The organism is Enterobacter sp. BNK-16 (genome assembly GCF_048684955.1).
In the GTDB taxonomy this organism is placed as follows: Bacteria; Pseudomonadota; Gammaproteobacteria; order Enterobacterales; family Enterobacteriaceae; genus Enterobacter; species Enterobacter bugandensis.
The window spans coordinates 39,867-57,039 of sequence record NZ_JBLQTQ010000001.1 but is presented as its reverse complement, the minus strand read 5'-3'; the positions used below and the strand labels follow the sequence as shown (position 1 = coordinate 57,039).

The window sequence follows — 17,173 nt, the reverse complement described above, 5'->3', positions numbered from 1 at the left end:
TCAGGCCACATCCGGCTGGCCTGATTTCCTTTTTGCCATGATTTCTGCAATCGTTTTTATACGGCTCAGCTCTTCCTGAGTCCGGGAATTGGTTTGCGCTTCCCAGACGTCGACGTTTAGCTGCAGGTTCAACCAGAATTCAATAGTGGTATCAAACGCCTTGGCTAGTCTGATTGCCATATCGGCCGTCAGTTTACGATTATTATTAACGAGAGCGCTGATGGTGTTACGGTGCACGTTAAGCATTTCCGCGAGATCGCTAATTTTCAGATTGAGCGGCTCAAGATATTCATACTGCAACACATCGCCCGGCGTAGTGGGTTTGCGTAGAGCCTGTTGAAGAGTCATAGGTAATGCCTCATTTGTATGGCGTGTACTTGTGCGGAGAGAGGTAGAGATCGTCTGCTTTACCCTCTGACCACCTGAATACCAACCTGTATTGCCTGTTAACGCGAATCGCAGAGTACCCTGCAAGCGGGGGATTCAGCGATTCATACATATTGCCTGGCGGGGATCTCAGCTCCCGGTGCGAGGTGGCAGCGTTGATCATATCCAGCTTCCTCGCTAAGGCTGATTCAAGGCTTGAAGGGATCACATTGCTTGATTTCCCGTACAGAAAAAAATCCTTAAGCCATTGATCACGAAAATGATTAATCATAGCGCTTATGAGCTCCACTCCATGAAGCTATGTGGATAATAATGCACTCTTGCACAGTGCGCAAGTGCGTTTCGATTGGCGGCTATGTTACCCTGATGCAGGCTGAAGGAAAGCGGAAGGCGTCATTAAAAGCGGTTTCTTCGAGGCGGATTCCAGAAAAGGGGGATTGTGGTGTGGGTGCGGCATGATGCCCTCACTCCAGCCCTCTCCCACAGGGCTGAAGAATCCCCACAAATTACTGCGAGCAGCGAATCATCCCCTCGCCCCTTTAGGGAGAGGGGGAAGGGGAAGATCGTAGCCGCCGCCCGGCGAAGACTATCGCTCCCTCAGCGCCTCCTTCGCCCGGTTAAACGGCTTGATCAGATAATCCAGTACCGTTTTCTCTCCGGTCTTGATGTCCACTGTGGCAATCATCCCCGGCACGATCGAGAAATGCCTGCCCGCCTTATTCACCAGGTAATCCTGGCTGGTGCGGATAAACACGCGGTAGTAAAACACCTCCGGCTTGGCCTCGTCCTGGATAGTGTCCGGTGATATGGTCTCCACCACCCCGTGCAGCCCGCCGTAGATGGCGTAATCGTAGGCGGTGATCTTCACCAGCGCCTCCTGGTTCGGGTGGATAAAGGCGATATCGCGCGGCGAGAGGCGGGTTTCAATCAGCAGATGATCGTCCACCGGCACAATCTCCATCAGCTCGCCGTTGGGCGGTATCACGCCGCCGATGGTGGTGACTTTGATGTTTTTCACGATCCCGCGCACCGGGGATTTTACCGTCAGGCGGGTGACGGAATCCTCGCGGCCTTTGAGGATCGCCGAGACCATATCCACCTCGGCGTTGGCCTTGGATAACGCCTCGCGCGCCTGAACGTAGTACTGGGAACGCACGTCGGTGAGCTTCAGCTCCAGGTCGCTTTTCTGCCGCTGCAGGCGGAGCACTTCCACGTGGCTGGCGGCGCCGGTTTTTACCAGCCGCTGGGTGATTGCCAGCTCTTTGTTTGCGAGATCTAACGCTGAACGCAGTTCACGCTGCGTGTCCTCCAGCTGCGCGCGGCGCGAATTGTAGAGCCGCGTTTCGGCGGCGGTCAGTTCGGTCCATTTCTCCAGCGAAGGCGGGAACTTCAGCGGCAGATCGTTCACCTCGGCGTACAGACGGGCGCTGGAGGCAAGCGACGCGCGGTAGCGCGCCGCGCTTTCGCCGACGTTAGATTCCGAGCGGGTAGGATCCAGCCGCGCCAGCACCTGTCCGGCCTGCACTTGATCGCCCTCGTGAACGTTCAGCTCGGTGAGGATCCCCCCGTCCAGCGACTGCAGCACCTGCTCGCGCGAGCTGGGGATCACTTTTCCGGTTCCCGTTGAGACTTCATCCAGCATCCCAAACCACGCCCAGACGCCCAGCGCCACAAACATCAGCAGCGAAAAGATCACAATCCGCCGCGCGCCGGTATAGCCGCTTTCGGAGTCGAGCGCATTATCCAGATCGTCCATCGCGGCTACGTCACGCTGACTGATTTTCATTTTTCCACTCCCGTCCGGTTGCTGCCTGCTGCTGTTGCTGCATGCGGCTGTTGTTCAGCGCTTGCGCTTTTGGCGCGTCCATGACCAGCATCCCATCTTTCAGCACGACCACGCGCTCCACCAGCTCCAGCACCGGCACGCGGTGGGTGGCGACAACCAGCGTCCGGTTGCCGAGCCACGCCCCCAGGCGCTGGATAAATTCCCGCTCGGTGTGTTCGTCAAGGGAAGCGGTCGGCTCGTCCATCAGCACGATATTCGGATCGCGCAGCAGCATCCGCGCCAGCAGAATCGACTGCCGCTGACCGCCGGACAATCCCACGCCGTTCTCCATGATCGGGTAGTCCAGCCCCTTTGGCAGCTTCTGCACAAAACTGGCCGCGCCGCACATCTCCAGCACCTCGAAGATCTCCTCGTCGGTGGCGCGGGGCATGCCGAGGGTGATGTTCTCGCGCAGGGTGCCGTAAAACAGCCGCGCGTTCTGGGTCATAAAGCCAACGTTTCGCCGCACGTCGGCCACGTCCAGATGCGGCAGGCTGAGGTTGTCGAGCCGCAACTCGCCGGCCGCCAGATCCATGCCGCCCGCCATCGCCTGCAGGAGAGTGGATTTGCCCGCGCCGTTACGCCCGAGGATCGCCACTTTCTCGCCCGGCCTGATCTCCAGACGGTTAATGCGCAGCGCCATGCGCGGATCTTCCGGCTGATAGCGGAACTGCGCCTGCTCGAAAAGATAGTGTCCGCGCAGCACGTCCTGGCGGATCGGCGTCTCTTCACGCTGATTTTCAGTAGGAAGCTGCATAATGCTGTCCAGCCCCTCTTTGGCGGCTTTCACCTGCTGCCAGCGGGCCAGCACGCCGCACAGCGTCGCCATCGGGGCGATCATCCGGGAGGCCAGCATCGAAGCGGCCACCACCGAGCCGGTGGTCAGCGTGCCGTCAATCACCATCGGCGCGCCAACCACGATCACGGCGGCGTAAACCAGGCTCTGGACGGTCATCCCCCAGCTGATCAGGTTCTGGGTCAGCTCGCGGGTGCGCAGGCCGGATTCTGCGGTGATCTGGATATAGCTGTTCCACTGCTGCAAAAAGCGGTTCTCCGCCTGCATCAGCTTGATGTCCTCCAGCCCCTGCACGCTCTCCACCAGCACCGCGTTGCGCAGGGTGGATTCATGCGCCGACTGCTTCGCCAGCTCGGCCAGCTTTTTTTGCAGCAGCAGGCCCGGCAGCACCATGATCACTGCCGCCACCGGGGCGATCCACGCCAGCTGCGGGGCGATGATCGCCAGCACCACCACAAACAGGAAGAAGAAGGGCAGATCGACAATCGTCGAGATGGTGGAGGAGGTGACCATCTCGCGGATCTGCTCCAGCTCGCGCAGCTGGGAGATAAAGCTGCCGGTGGAGCGCGGAATGGCGCTGTGGCGCAGCCGCAGCGCGTGGCCGAACACGCGATCAGAGACGCGCAGATCCGAGCGTTTGCCCAGCAGATCCATAATGTGCCCGCGCGCAACGCGCAGCACAAAGCCAAACAGGGTGGCGATCAGCACCCCGATGGTCAGCACGTAAAGCGTCGGGTAGGACTGGGCGGGGATCACCCGGTCATACACCTGCATGGAAAAGACAATGCCGGAGAGGGAGAGCACATTGATAAACAGCGCCGCCAGCATCACCCAGCTGTAGGGGCGCAGGTCGCGCATCACCAGCCGGTAGAGCCAGTCCGGACGGTACTTTGAGATGTAGGCGTCCACGCGGCTGTCTTTCAGCGCGGCCAGCGGACGCAGGGCGATAACGTGGCGGATGGCGGGCAACATTGCGCTCATCGACAGGCGGTTGGTGTATGTCTTGTCGTCGAAAAAGCTGACCTCGAGCGTATCGTCTCCGTCGAAATTCTCGATCACGCCGATTTTTCCGTCGTTCAGCGCCACCACCACCGGCAGACGCCAGCTGTTGATCGACTGCTGATCGGCCGTCAGCAGCTGGAACGTCAGCCCGGCTTCACGGGCAAGCTGAGTCAGCGCGGGCACCATCGGTTTGCCTATCAGCCACGGCGCGCCCGCGACGAGCGAGCCTGGCGAACAGGCAACGCGGTAGCGCGTGGCGACAAAGCCAAACGCCTGAGCCCACTGCTCCAGCGCCTCATCCGTCATCGTTTCCCCCTGCGGGATGTCGCGTTGCTTCATGGCTGGATCTCCACGGTCTGGATGGTGCGGTTATCAAGATCGAACGCATGACGCAATTGCCCGGTGTTATAGAGGCAGTTGAGCTGCAGCTGATGCAGCTGACCGAGGGTCTGCTGCTGGGTAAAGCGCGCCTGATAGACCTCCTGCTCGGCGTTGAGCACGTCCAGCAGCGGGCGTGAGCCGAGATCGAGATACTGCTGCTGGTAGAGCTCGCGGGTGCGGGCGCTGAGCGCCTCCTGGCGGCCCTGAATTTGCAGCGTGCTTTGCAGGCTCATGACCTGGCTGCGGGCCTCCAGCAGCTTCTGGCGGACATCGAGGCGCGTGCGCTGAATGGTCGACTGCGCCGCTTCCACCGCGTGACCGGCGGCGTTGCGTCGGGCGGTGAGTCCGCCGCCCTGATAGAGCGGCATCTGGACTTTCACCCAGGCGGAATATTGGGTGCGGTCCCGCGTTTCGTTACCCGCGTAGCGATCGTTCAGATAGTGACGAACTTCCGGCTCCAGCGAGACGGTAGGCGTCATCTGCGCGTCGGCGTAGTCAAGGTTAGCCTGAGCGACGTTCGCCTGTGCCCAGGCGGCGAGGACCGCAGGCACCAGGCGATCGTCCGGCTCGGCGATATCGCAGCTGCGGGCCAGCTTCTGCGGAAAGTCATTGCTGATATCGTTCAGGCTGTTCCAGCCGAGAAAGCTCATCAGCGTGGCGCGGGCGCTGTCGAGGCTGGCCTGATACTGCATCAGCTGGGCGCGCGCCCCTTCAATGCGCGCGTCGGTCTGCACCACGTCAGAGAGCGAGGTGGCCCCTTCGTCGTTACGCTGGCGGGTCAGGGTGCCTATTGATGAGAGGGCGTCAAGCTGCTCTTTGGCGGTGTCGACCATCTGCTGCCAGGTTTGCACCTGCACCATGGCGATAGCGGTATCGTGGGCGATGGTGTCGATGCTGACCAGCACGTTGGCCTGCTGCTGGGCGACCCCGGCGTTTTCGGCCCGCACCTGGCTTGCCACTTTGCCGAAGTCGTAGAGCATCTGTGAAAGAGAGAGCACCAGCGACGGCGTAAAGCCGTTCTGGTCGCCGTCGTGGGAATACCCGTTGTCCATGCCGGCGTTGATTTGCGGATAGTATTTCGATTTGGCGACGTCGACCTCTTCGTTCTGTTCGTAGAGTTTGCCCACGGCTTCAGCGATCGCCGGGTGCCAGGTGACGGCGCGATTAACGGCCTCGCCAAGCTGTAGTGAACCGGGAGCGGCTTTGCCTGCCACCGGGGCGACGCGGCCATTCAGTGAGGGGAGTTCCTGCGTTTCGCGGAGCTGTCCGGTATTGATGGTTGCCGCCGGGTTTGCCGCGATGGCGGGTACAGATATCAGGCAGCACGAGAGCCACCAGTAAGGCATCTTTATTCCCATGTCTTGTCCCTAATAAATAAGTACAGCTTTATTATTTATGCCCGGGCGCTGTGCGCCCGGGTCATGTCCTGCAGGTGCTATCAGGTAATGATGTGTTGCTGGTTCACAAGCTCGTCGTACGTGGTCTGCACGTTATCAAGCGTAACGAGTGCAGTATTAGTGTAGGTGCTCCCTGCGCCGTCACGGTCGATGGAGATCACAGTGTTGCTACCGCTTTGCGTGACATTGATATAATTCCCCAGCGAGGCGGTATTACCGTCCCAGCCCACCAGCAGATCGCCAATGTCGATCTTGTCTCCCTGCGCCAGGGAGAAGTTCGTCCAGTGGTCGCCGCCAGCGCTGGTGATGTTGCCCCCCGTCGCGTTGCCCGCCGTGCTGTTCAGCACCTGATAAATCAGCGTGTCGCCGTAGGCCGTACCGCTAATCACATCGTTATGCTCCGAACTGATAAATTTCGGCGCCATGTTGATGGTCAGCGACGCGGTGTCCGTGGTGCCGTTGGCATCGGTCAGGGTGTAGTTAAAGACCTCCTTCGTGGTAATGGTAGAGAGCGATATCCCCGGGTTGAGCGTATAGGTGTAACTGCCGTCTGCGGCAATCGCCAGCGTGCCGTAGTGACCCGTGATGCTCGACTGCGTGCTGCCGGTGTAGGGATCCAGCGTAGTGGTAACGCCGTCGTAGCCGGTAATGCTCACGCGGGTATCCACCGAGTGCAGCTGGTCCATCGTCCCTGCGGAACCGGTGCCGTCGAAAATGTTGCCGTCAACGGTGTGGGTGCCCGTGGCGTCGAACTGCGACAGCGAGTAGCTTGTGCCGGTGACGCTTGGGGTGATGGTGATATTTCCTACTCCCAGCGGCCCCATTCTGCCGGTATAGCTCAGGGTGTAGGTCCCCGCCTCCAGGTCGAGACCCGTCAGGTTGACCGTTGCCGTGCCGCCCAGCAGCAGCCCGCCGTTGAACGAGCCGGTTCTGACGGTGGTGGCGCCGTTGGTCAGCGTCCAGTCAACCGTCAACCCTGTAAGCGTCAGCAACGAGGCGACGTTAAACGACAGCACCACGTTGTGCAGCGCGGTATTGGCATCCACCACGAAGGTGCCGGAGCCGGAGCCCTGGGTTGAAGCGAGCAGCGCGGCGTTCCAGCTCGCCGACCCGACGGTTGTATCCGAGTACGCGGCGGTGTGGTGTACCGACGTCACGTCCATCGCGGTGCTGACATCATTCACCGCATTCATCGGCTGCGCGGTTGGGGTGATGTTGAGCGAAGCCGTGTCTTTTGTGCCGTCCGGTGCGGTAATGGTGTAGACGAAGGTATCCGGGGTGCTGATGTGGTCAACGCCGACGCCGCTATTCAGGGTGTAGGTGTACTCCCCGGCCGCGTTGATGCTCAGCGTACCGTACTCGCCGGTAATGTTCGTCAGACCGCTGCTGTTCACCGCTACGCCGTTAACTTCCGTCACCAGCGTGCCGACTGGCGCAATATCATCCGACAGAACGTCCCCGGTAGTGCTCGCGCTGACGCTCGCCACGCTGTAGACATGATCCTGCAGCACGTTCAGCGTGTAGGCCGTCAGGGCGGTGATCCCCGCAGCCGTATTCAGCAGGAACAGGTACTCACCGGCCGGCAGCTGCAGCGTCAGCTGAGGCGAGGTGCCGCCCAGCAGCGGCGCGCGCAGCCAGCCTGGTTCAACGCGCATCTGCTCGAAGGTCTGGGTCGCGTTGTTGAACTTGTAGACGTACAGATCAAACACCGACGCCAGCGCCACGCCGCCCACGGAGGCCTGGATGGTCATGGTGCGGGTAGTGCCTTCCTCCACGTTATAGATGATGGGATTGGTCATATCGTCCAGCAGGTTCAGCCCCAGCGTGTTGCCGAGATTGATTCCCACCAGGGTAAAGCCGCCCTGGGACGACGTACCGTTGTTAATCGCGTTGACGGTGGTATCGAAGGTCAGCGAGTTCGTATCGTCAACCGCGACAATACCGCTGGTGGCGGTACCGGTGCCCAGCGACAGCACCAGATTCGCCGACGCGCTGACGCCGTTATGCGTGATGGTGTAGCTGAAGCTCTCCGTCCGGCCAATCACCGATGCGCTGGTGTTGGTCAGATCGTAGGTGTAACTGCCGTCGCGGTTAATGGTCAGCGTACCGTACTGACCCTGGATCACCGTGCCGTCGGCAGTGACGCTGGTGGTGACACCCTGGGCGTTAGTGACGGCCGTGACCGTTGCCCCTGCCGGAGCGTTGTCGCTGCCTGCGGTTGGGTCAACGTCGGTGATCACGTTACCGCCGAGGCTGGTGTCGCCCGTAACGGTGCCCGGCCCGGTCTCTTTCACCGCCACGTCGAGGCTGGTGTAGGAGCCGGTTGCCAGCAGGTTGGTGTTATAGCTCAGCACGCGGTAGTTGCCGTCCGCCAGCCCGGTCAGGTTTAGCGAAACGCCGGTTGCCCCCAGGGTCAGCAGGTCGGCAAACTGCGGCTGTCCGGTATCGACTACGGTAGTCCAGGTGTTGTTAACGGTGTCAAAGCGCTGAACCACCAGCTCAAGGGTGTTGAGCAGAGAGAGCACCGCGCCCGTGGCGTTGGCGTTCACGACGATATCCGCGCTGCCGCCGCTGCCCACGGTGAAGTTGACCTGAGCGGTGTCATTACCGAGCAGCGTCAGGACGTTGCCCACGGCGCCGACCAGCAGGAAGCCGTAGTCGCTGTACTGGCTGTTGGTGACGGTGGCCGTGGTGCTGAGATCCAGCTCTTCGACATTATTGCTGGCGGAGAGCGGCACCACTGGCGCGAGCGCCGAGCCGGGCTGCGAGATATTGCCCGCCGCGTCGGTGGCGGTGATTTGCAGCGTCTGGCCTTCAGTCTGTTTGTTAACGAAGGTGTAGCTGTATGTGCCGTTGCTGCCCGCTGTGGTCGTGACCGTCGAGCCGTCCGTGAGACGGATGGTGACGGTACTGCCTGCTTCAGCATTGCCGGTTAATACGCTACCGTCGGCGTTGAAGGTTCCGGTTGGGGCCGTTGGCGCGGTCAGATCGACGATAATCGTCGTCACGGCCGATGCCGGGCTGGTGTTGCCTGCGGCATCGGTGGCCGTGGCGGTGAAGTTGTGGGTGCCCTGCGTCAGCGTGGTGGTTTCCGGCAGCGTCCAGTTGCCATTGCCGTCGGCGGTGACGGTGCCCACCAGCGTGATGCCATCGTAGATCCGTACCGTTGCATTCGCTTCGGCGGTCCCGCTCAGGGCCGGACGCGTGTCGTTGGTCGGGTTGGTACCGGTTACCGGACCGATGACGCTACCGACATCATCAATTACCGAGCTGATGACCGGCGCTGCCGGAGCAAGGGTATCGACGTTAATCGTGTACCCGGCGGTTGGCGCGCTGGCATTGCCCGTCGCATCGGTGGCGGTAAAGGTCAACGTGTGCGGGCCGTTGCCCAGCGCCGGAGAAGGCGTATAGCTCCACGCCCCGCCGGTGGCGATCACGCTGCCGATCTGCACGCCGTTATCGAAGATTTTCACCGTAGAACCCGCTTCCGCCGTACCGCTGAGGGTTGGCTGCGCGTCGTTGGTTATTCCTCCGTTCGCGACTGGCGTTGCCGCATTGCCGACGTCATCCAGAATGCTGGTGAGCACCGGCAGCGCTGGCGGCGCGGTGTCAATCGTCAGACTGAAGCTTGCGGACGAAGCGCTGGTGTTGCCTGCGGCATCCGTAGCCTGCGCGGTGAAGCTGTGCGCTCCCTCTGTCAGCGTGGTATTGAGTAAGATACTCCAGCTGCCGCTGCCGTCTGCGGTGCCCGTCCCGACCAGCGTGGTTCCCTCATAGATATTCACGGTGGCAAACGGTTCGCTGGTTCCGACCAGCCGCGGTACGGTGTCGTCGGTCGTCTGCCCGGACGTGATTGGCCCGGTAATGCTCCCCACATCGTCAATCGCCTGGCTGATAACCGGCGCGGTGGGTGCCGTGCTATCGACAACCAGCGTAAAGCCTGGCGAGGAGGGGCTGATGTTCCCTGCGGCATCGGTGACCGTGGCGGTCCAGGTGTGGCTGCCAGCCGCCAGTGGCGTGGATGGCGTAAAGCTCCATGCACCGGTACCGTCTGCCAGCGCGGTGCCGACAGGCTGCCCGTTTTCATAGATGGTGACCGTGGCGTTGGCCGTCGCGGTGCCGCTCAGCGTTGGCGTGGTGTCGTCGGTGCTTTGCCCGGAAGTGAGCGGGGTTTGAATACTGCCCACGTTATCTGCCGCGGCTGAAATGACCGGCGCAGACGGCACGCCCGTATCCACCGTCAGGTTAAACGGTGCCGTTGCAGTACCCACGTTGCCCGCTGCGTCGGTGGCGTTGAAAGTAATGGCATGCGGTCCGTCGATCAGATCGGTACCCGGCGTGAAGGTCCAGCTTCCCTGGGCATTGACCACGGCGGTGCCAATTTCGTTGCCATCAACAATCACGTGCACCGTAGAACCCACGTCGCCCGTACCGTTGAAGGTCGGACGCGCGTCGTTAGTGCTGTTACCCGACGTGAGCGTCCCCGTGGTCGGTGCGACATCGTCAATCACGCTGGTCACCACCGGCACGCCAGGGCCTGCGGTATCGACGGTGAAGGCGAAGACCGACGAGTTCGCCGAGGCGTTGCCCGCGGCATCCGTTGCGTACGCGCGCAGGGAGTAGCTGCCGTCGTCCAGCGGTGTGGTCGGGGTGAAGGACCAGTTACCGTTTCCGTCGACGGTCGTCGTACCCAACTGCGTACCGTTATTCATGATGTAGATGGTGCTGCCTGCCTGTCCGGTGCCGCTAATCGTTGGGGTATTGTCGTTGGTCGCCTGCCCGCTGGTGAGGTTGCCCGTAACGCCGCCAGGGACGTTATCACTTACCGTATCCAGCGTTGGAACCGTCGGCGCCGTAAGGTCAACCACCACGCTCCACGGGGCGGAGACCAGGCTCAGGTTACCCTGCGGATCGGTTGCCTGAACCGTGAACGCGTGTGGCCCTTCGACAAGCGCGGTCCCTGGCGTAAAGCTCCACGCGCCGGTGCCATCAGCCGTAACCACGGCAATCTGGGTAGCGCCATCGAAAATGGTCACGATGCTGTTTGCGTCCGCTGTCCCCGAAAGGGTTGGCGTGGCGTCGTTCGTTTCGCTGCCGCTGGCTACCGGGGTGGCGGTATTGCCCACATTATCCGTTACGCTGGTGATGACCGGCGTGGTGGAAATGGAATCCACCACGATGGTGAAGTCCGCCGAAGGACCGCTCTGATTTCCCGCCGGATCGGTCTCGCGGATGGTCAGAACATTACTGCCTTCTGGCAGGGCGGGCGTGGTGTAGCTCCAGGTGCCGGTATTACCAACCACCACGCTGTCCAGCAGCACGCCGTTGTTGTAGATGGAGATGGTATCACCCACTGCGCCGGTGCCGGTGAGGGTCGGCTGGCTGTCGTTGGTGGTCTGGCCGCTGGTCAGCGGACCGGTGACAGGACCCACGTCGTCAATGACCGAGCCAATAGCTGGCGTGCCCGGCGCGGTCAGATCGACGGTTACGCTGGCCGCCGGAGAGCGGCCGCTGGTGGCACCGTTGACGGTCGCGGTCACCTCAAAGGTGTGCAGCCCCTCGCCAAGCGCGGCCGGCGTATAGCTCCAGTTGCCGCTGCCGTCGGCGGTCACCGTTGTTAATGGCGTCGTGCTACCGTCCTGATAGATAGTAATCACGCTGCCCGCTTCGGCCGTACCGGTAAGCGTTGGCGTGGTGTCGTTGGTGGTTTTGCCTTTCACATCGCCGGTGACCGGGTCCACGTCATCAACGATGGCCGTAATAACGGGAACCTGCGGCAGCTCAAGCGGCGAGTCGGTGACGATAAAAGGCACGTCAGCGCTGGCATTTCCTGCTGCGTCCGTGGCGGTCACGGTCAGCGTGGTTGGATCCAGCTGCGCCGGGCTTAGCGCAATGGAGAAGCTGCCGTCGCTGCCGACAACGCCGGTACCAATGACCGTGCCACCGCTGTCTTTCACGGTAATGGTGCTTCCCTCTTCGCCGGTACCGGTCAGCGGTGTCCCTTCATCAGCCAGGAGCATGTTGCCCGGATCGGCCGGGGCGACGGTATCGACCGTCACGCTCAGCGGTGCTGAACTGCCAGAGAGGTTACCCGCCGGATCGCTGGAAGAGACGGTGAAGGTATATGTAGCATCCGGCAGCGTCGCGTCGGCAGTCCAGCTCCAGGTGCCATCCGGCTGCACCGTTACCGTCACGGCAGATGGCGTGCCGTTTACGGAAACGATCACGGTAGTTCCCGGCTCACCGGTCCCGGTAAGGGTTGGCGTGCCGTCCTGCGTATACAGCTGGTTGTTGGACAGCTGGCTATCAGCAACGGCGCTAATGACGGGGATTTCCGGCGCAAGGGTATCGAGCGTGACGGAAACGACCGGGCTCGGCGCGCTGACGTTACCCGCGGCATCGACTCCCGCAACGGTGATGTTCAGCAGGCCGTCCTGCTGTGGTGGCAGGACAAAGCTCCATTCTCCGTTAACGACATCGACACGTCCTACCTCAACGCCGTTGTTGTAAACGATGACCGTGTCGCCAGTCGTGCCGGTACCTCCGACGGTTGGCGTCGCATCGGTGATTAAGCCCCCATTCGGCTGGCCCCCGACGGCGTCAAACACCGGGACATCCGGTGCTACGGTATCCACGGTAATCGTAATCGCTGGCGACGGGTCAGAGACGTTGCCCGCCTCATCGGTGGCGGTGGCGGTATAGACGTGGCTGCCTTCCCCAATATTACTGTCAGGACGCCAGCTCCAGTTGCCGTTGCTGTCTACCGTCACGGTGCCCACGATGGTCGGTGTGCCGTTAACGGTATCAGTGATGTTGATAACGTCATTCGCCGTGCCGGTGCCGCTCAGGATCGGGCGCGGATCGTTGGTGGTTCCGCCATCGGGAACGGGGCCGGTTATCTGGCTGACGCTGTCGGTAATCACCGGTGCTGCTGGTGCTGTTGGCGCATCGGTATCAATGGTGATGGTGACCGGCTGGGACGGGGCGCTTTCGTTGCCCGTGCCGTCCATATTGGTGACGGTCAGGGTAATGTCATAGGTGCCGTTAGGCAGCGGGGTAGCTGGCGTCCAGGTCCAGTTGCCGGTGCCGTCCACGAGCACATCATCAAGCTTGACCCCACCGTTGTAGATGGTCACGGTATCGCCCGGATTGCCGGTGCCGCTCAGGGTCGGCGTGGTGTCGCGGGTGGTTTCTCCCGGGTTCAGCGGCGTTTCTGTACCGTCAGGATTGACGGTGATTGCCGGGATATCCGGCGTGGCTGGCGGAACGGTATCTACCGTCAGTTCAAACGGCGTTGAGATGGTGGTATTGCCCGCGGCATCCGTGGCATGAACCGTCAGCGTATGCGGGCCGTCGGTGAGCGGGATAACGGGGGTAAAGCTCCAGCCGCCGCTGCCGTCGAGGGTCGCGGTGCCGAGCAGGGTGGTACCGTCATAGACGGTGATTACCGTATCTGCCGGCGCGGTGCCCTGCAGCAGCGGCTGGGTGTCGTCGGTGGTGTCGCCGCTGGTAAGCGGCCCGTTAACGCCGCCGACGTCATCGGTTACGGTGGCGATGGTGGCCGCCGCTGGCGGTGTAGTATCGACGGTCAGGGTAAAGCCGCCTGACGGCTGGCTGGTATTACCCGCTCCATCGGTGGTGACGGCGGTAAAGGTATAGGTGCCGTTAACAAGCGGTGTGGTTGGGGTATAGGTCCACGTGCCGCTGCTGTCGATCACAATGGTAGTGAGATCGACGCCGTCCTGGCGGATGGTGACGGTTGAGCCCGGCTCCGCGGTGCCGTTGAGCGTCGGCGTGGTGTCATTGGTGCTGTCGCCAGAGTTGAGCGCGCCGAGGCGCTCTGGCACGTCATCCACCACCTGGGTAATGACCGGCGCATCCGGGGCAACGCTGTCAATGATGATGCCCCAGCTGTTGGATACGTCGCTAATGTTGCCCGCCGCGTCAGTTGCGACGGCGGTCAGGGTATGTTGACCCTCAGCGATCGGGGTGTCCGGAGTAAAGCTCCACGCGCCGAGGCCATCGGCGACGGTGGTTCCAATATCAACCCCATCCACGCGGATGGTGACCGTGGCGTTGGCCGCGGCGGTACCGCTGAGCGTCGGGGTTGAATCATTGGTGGTCTCATTGAGGTCGAGCGAGCCGGTTCGTCCGGGCACATCGTCAACGACCTGCGTAATCACCGGGGCGGCCGGTGCCGTCCCGTCGACGATAATGGTCCACGCGTTCGATTGTCCGCTCGGGTTACCGGCGGCATCCGTTGCCGTCGCCGTCAGCACGTACGTACCATCGGCCAGCGGTGAGGGCGGCGTAAAGTTCCACAGGCCGGATGAGGGGACGGCCACCGTGCCGATGATATCGCTGCCGTTGAAAATCGTGATGGTCGAACCGGGTTCGCCCGTGCCGTTCAGGGTCGGCGCCCGGTCGTTGGTCAGCCCATTCTGGTCCACGGGACCGGTTGTGTTCAGCACGTCGTCAATCACCGACACGATAACCGGGGCCTGCGGTGGGGTGATATCCGGCGCTGCTGCGGAGGTTGCTGGCCCCGTGTTGCCCGCAGCGTCGGTGGCGTCTGCGGTCAGGATTTCGCCGTTGAGCTTAGGCGGGGTCAGCGTCAGGCTAAAGTTGCCCTCGCTGTCGGCCACCGGGGTGCCAAGGATAGCGTCGCCTTCACGGATGGTTACCGTGCTGCCAGGCTCCGCGGTGCCGGTGATGGTGCCGCCATCATTCGATACGACGAGGTCGCCGGGGGCCAGCGGCGGCGTGGTGTCCACGGTGAAGATGATCGGCTCTGAGGCCGCACTCTGGTTTCCGGCTGCATCGGTTTCAACGACGGTTATCGTGTGCGTTCCGTCCGCGAGCGGGCCGTCTGGTGTGACGCTCCAGGTGCCGTTCGGCAGCACCGTTGTGGTTCCAACCGCGACGCCGTTATCGTAGATAGTGATTGTGCCACCGGGCTCGCCCGTTCCCGCCAGGATCGGCTTTGACGCATCGGTAGGCGTGCCTGCGGTTATGGTCCCTCTGATCGCACCCGTGTCGTCGGTCAGCACAATCGCGGTTGGAGCGGTCGGCGGGGTAAGATCCACGGTGAGGGTAAATACCGGTGAGGCCGGTCCGAGGTTGCCGGCGGCGTCGGTTGCCCGCACGGTAATCTGGTGGGTGCTTTCAGTCAGATCGGTTGACGGGGTAAATGTCCAGGTGCCGTTGCTGGCGACGAGCGCCGTGCCAATGGCGACTCCGCCGTCATAGATGGTTACGGTGGAACCCGCCTCCGCAGTGCCGCTGAGCTGCGGGCGTGGATCGTTGGTGCTGCCGCCGTTTGTGACCGACCCCGTTTGAGGATCAATATCGTCCGTCACGCTGCCGATCGTTGGGGCATCGGGTGCGGTGAGATCCGGCGCCGTAATCGTTGTGCCCTGGCTGGTATTCCCGGCCGCATCCGTCGCGGTGGCGGTCACCTGTTCGCCGTTGGTCAGCGGAGTGCCGAGAGACACGGTAAAGTTGCCGTCACTGCCGGTTTTTCCGGTGCCAAGGACGTTGCCGTTCGCGTCTTTCAGCGTGATGGTACTGCCGGGCTCGGCGGTACCGGTGACGCTTTTACCGTCCGACGAGAACTTAAGGCCGGAGGGTGCATTCGGCGGTGTTGTATCCGGGTTGGTGGGATCGACTGGCGTACTGGGGTTAGGGTTAGGATTGTTGTTATTCCCATCATCGTCATCCCCGCCGCCGCCGCTGGAGCTTGCCACCGCCGCGATGGCGCCAGCCGCGACAATGCCGCCCAGCGCCCACGGCCAGATGGCGGCACCACCTGCATCACTCCCGGATGCGGCCAGCAAGGCGTCCGTGGACGCGATGGATTCGTACGTGGCGGCCCCGGTGGGATCTTCAATCCACCATAACGCACCGTCACTCTCCTGGAGCACCAGCTGGCTCACGCCCTGTGCGTCGGTGACATAGAAATTTTTAAGGGTGATCACTTCCCCTGAGTGCAGTGTCACCACCAGATCGTTACCACTTCGCGCGAAGTGGGAGACATCGGCTCGCTCTACATGAAGCTCAACGATAGAGGAATGGCTCAGCGTAACCTGTGCGCCTTCCGTAGTCGTTTCCACGCCAGTGAGTTTTGATATAACAGAGATTTGGCTCATTTAGGTATTACTCCAGCAGAGTTATCGTGAACGACGAGCAAGACGAGCCATCTCTGGAGAAGGTAAAGGGCGCCCCCGGCGGAGTTACTGTTTTTTAAACAGCACTCACCGTCTTTTTTAGAGCGAACGATGCCCGCCAGGATTCAGAGTGGCAACATCAGAGCGAATGTAATTACTTACGAGACAGAATGTTTGTTATGCGTATTTTGTGCCTTATAAAACCCTGTAATTAATAGAGGATTTGGTTTTGAGGATATAAAAATGATATAGCCAGAAAACGGTGAATGTGCAAATTAAGCTTTCGTAAATAAAGAGGTAGGTCGTAAAGAGGCCATTAATTTATTGATGAGGTTTATGTATTTATTTTATTATTAGATTGTTTTTGTTGTATTTTTTCTGATTGCGGTATGCTTTTTTATTTGTTTTTTAGATGTAGTTTAATAATTGGTAGTGTCCTTTTTGAATGCAATTAAAAATGTTATTATTTAAAGCTGCTTAATCATGGTTTAAGTTAGGATAACATTCTTGATGTAGGATATATTATATTAATAGGGATTTAAAATATATTTTTATGTGGTGTTGGAATTATGCTACTGCGAGTAAGAAATATAATAACCTGCTGTATTTTCAATACGGTCATTCATTTACCTGATACCGAGGGTGAAAAAAATGACCACCGGGATGGGCATCCGGACATTTGCATCAATCCTATCTGTCGTCATAAGGCGGCGAACAAAAAGGGGCAGATATACACGACGTATCGCTTTTATTCGAAGCAATAAAAAAGGCCGCTAACGCGGCCCTGAGGTGAGTATGTCGGTTATTCAGTGACTTTCTTTTCCAGCTCGCTGGCACCTTCTTTGGTTTTGTTCCAGCCTTTCTCTGCGCCTTCTTTAGTGGCATCCCACCCCTTCTCGGTGCCTTCTTTGGTTTTATGCCAGGCTTTCTGGGAATCTTCGCTGACTTTGCTGCCAAAGCTTTCGCTTTTACCTTCCGCAGCATGCTGCTGTTTCAGCTTCAGCTCTTCGCCTTTGTTCTGCTCTTCGTGCAGTTTTTGCTTCGCTTCGTTGGCGTTTGCGTTCGCCGCAGCGACGGTATCGTCAGTTGCATGTGTGGTCGCAGCAAATACTGGGGAAGCCAGCAGAACGGCAGATAATGCGATAATTGTTTTTTTCATAATATCCTCATTTAACGTTATCGGTTATGAGCGTGATTCAGCATGGCACAGACGAAGCGG

General features: G+C 60.4%; 7 protein-coding genes. All 7 read right to left on the bottom strand.

Annotated elements, in window-relative coordinates; all coding sequences use genetic code 11:
- Positions 1 to 348 carry a HigA family addiction module antitoxin gene (locus tag ACMGGH_RS00250; protein ID WP_047367527.1) on the bottom strand — a complete coding sequence of 116 codons (348 nt, stop codon included), beginning with the start codon at positions 346 to 348 and terminating at the stop codon, positions 1 to 3.
- A 10-nt stretch (positions 349 to 358) separates the two neighbouring features.
- Complete coding sequence (locus ACMGGH_RS00245) at positions 359 to 658, bottom strand: type II toxin-antitoxin system RelE/ParE family toxin (RefSeq protein WP_048957972.1); 300 nt, start codon at positions 656 to 658, stop codon at positions 359 to 361.
- Between the two features lie 315 nt (positions 659 to 973).
- On the bottom strand, positions 974 to 2,143 hold the full coding sequence (locus ACMGGH_RS00240) for an HlyD family efflux transporter periplasmic adaptor subunit (RefSeq protein ID WP_088204896.1): 1,170 nt from the start codon (positions 2,141 to 2,143) through the stop codon (positions 974 to 976).
- Between the two features lie 10 nt (positions 2,144 to 2,153).
- Positions 2,154 to 4,349 (bottom strand): type I secretion system permease/ATPase, encoded by a 2,196-nt coding sequence (locus ACMGGH_RS00235; RefSeq protein WP_420299052.1) that lies wholly within the window; start codon positions 4,347 to 4,349, stop codon positions 2,154 to 2,156.
- On the bottom strand, positions 4,346 to 5,749 hold the full coding sequence (locus tag ACMGGH_RS00230) for a TolC family outer membrane protein (protein WP_041908566.1): 1,404 nt from the start codon (positions 5,747 to 5,749) through the stop codon (positions 4,346 to 4,348). The genes ACMGGH_RS00235 and ACMGGH_RS00230 overlap by 4 nt, the downstream gene beginning before the upstream one ends.
- Before the next feature lie 80 nt (positions 5,750 to 5,829).
- On the bottom strand, positions 5,830 to 15,936 hold the full coding sequence (locus tag ACMGGH_RS00225; protein ID WP_232948878.1) for a BapA/Bap/LapF family large adhesin: 10,107 nt from the start codon (positions 15,934 to 15,936) through the stop codon (positions 5,830 to 5,832).
- Positions 15,937 to 16,756: 820 nt separating this feature from the next.
- Complete coding sequence (locus tag ACMGGH_RS00220; protein ID WP_028014145.1) at positions 16,757 to 17,113, bottom strand: hypothetical protein; 357 nt, start codon at positions 17,111 to 17,113, stop codon at positions 16,757 to 16,759.
- Positions 17,114 to 17,173 lie beyond the last annotated feature (60 nt).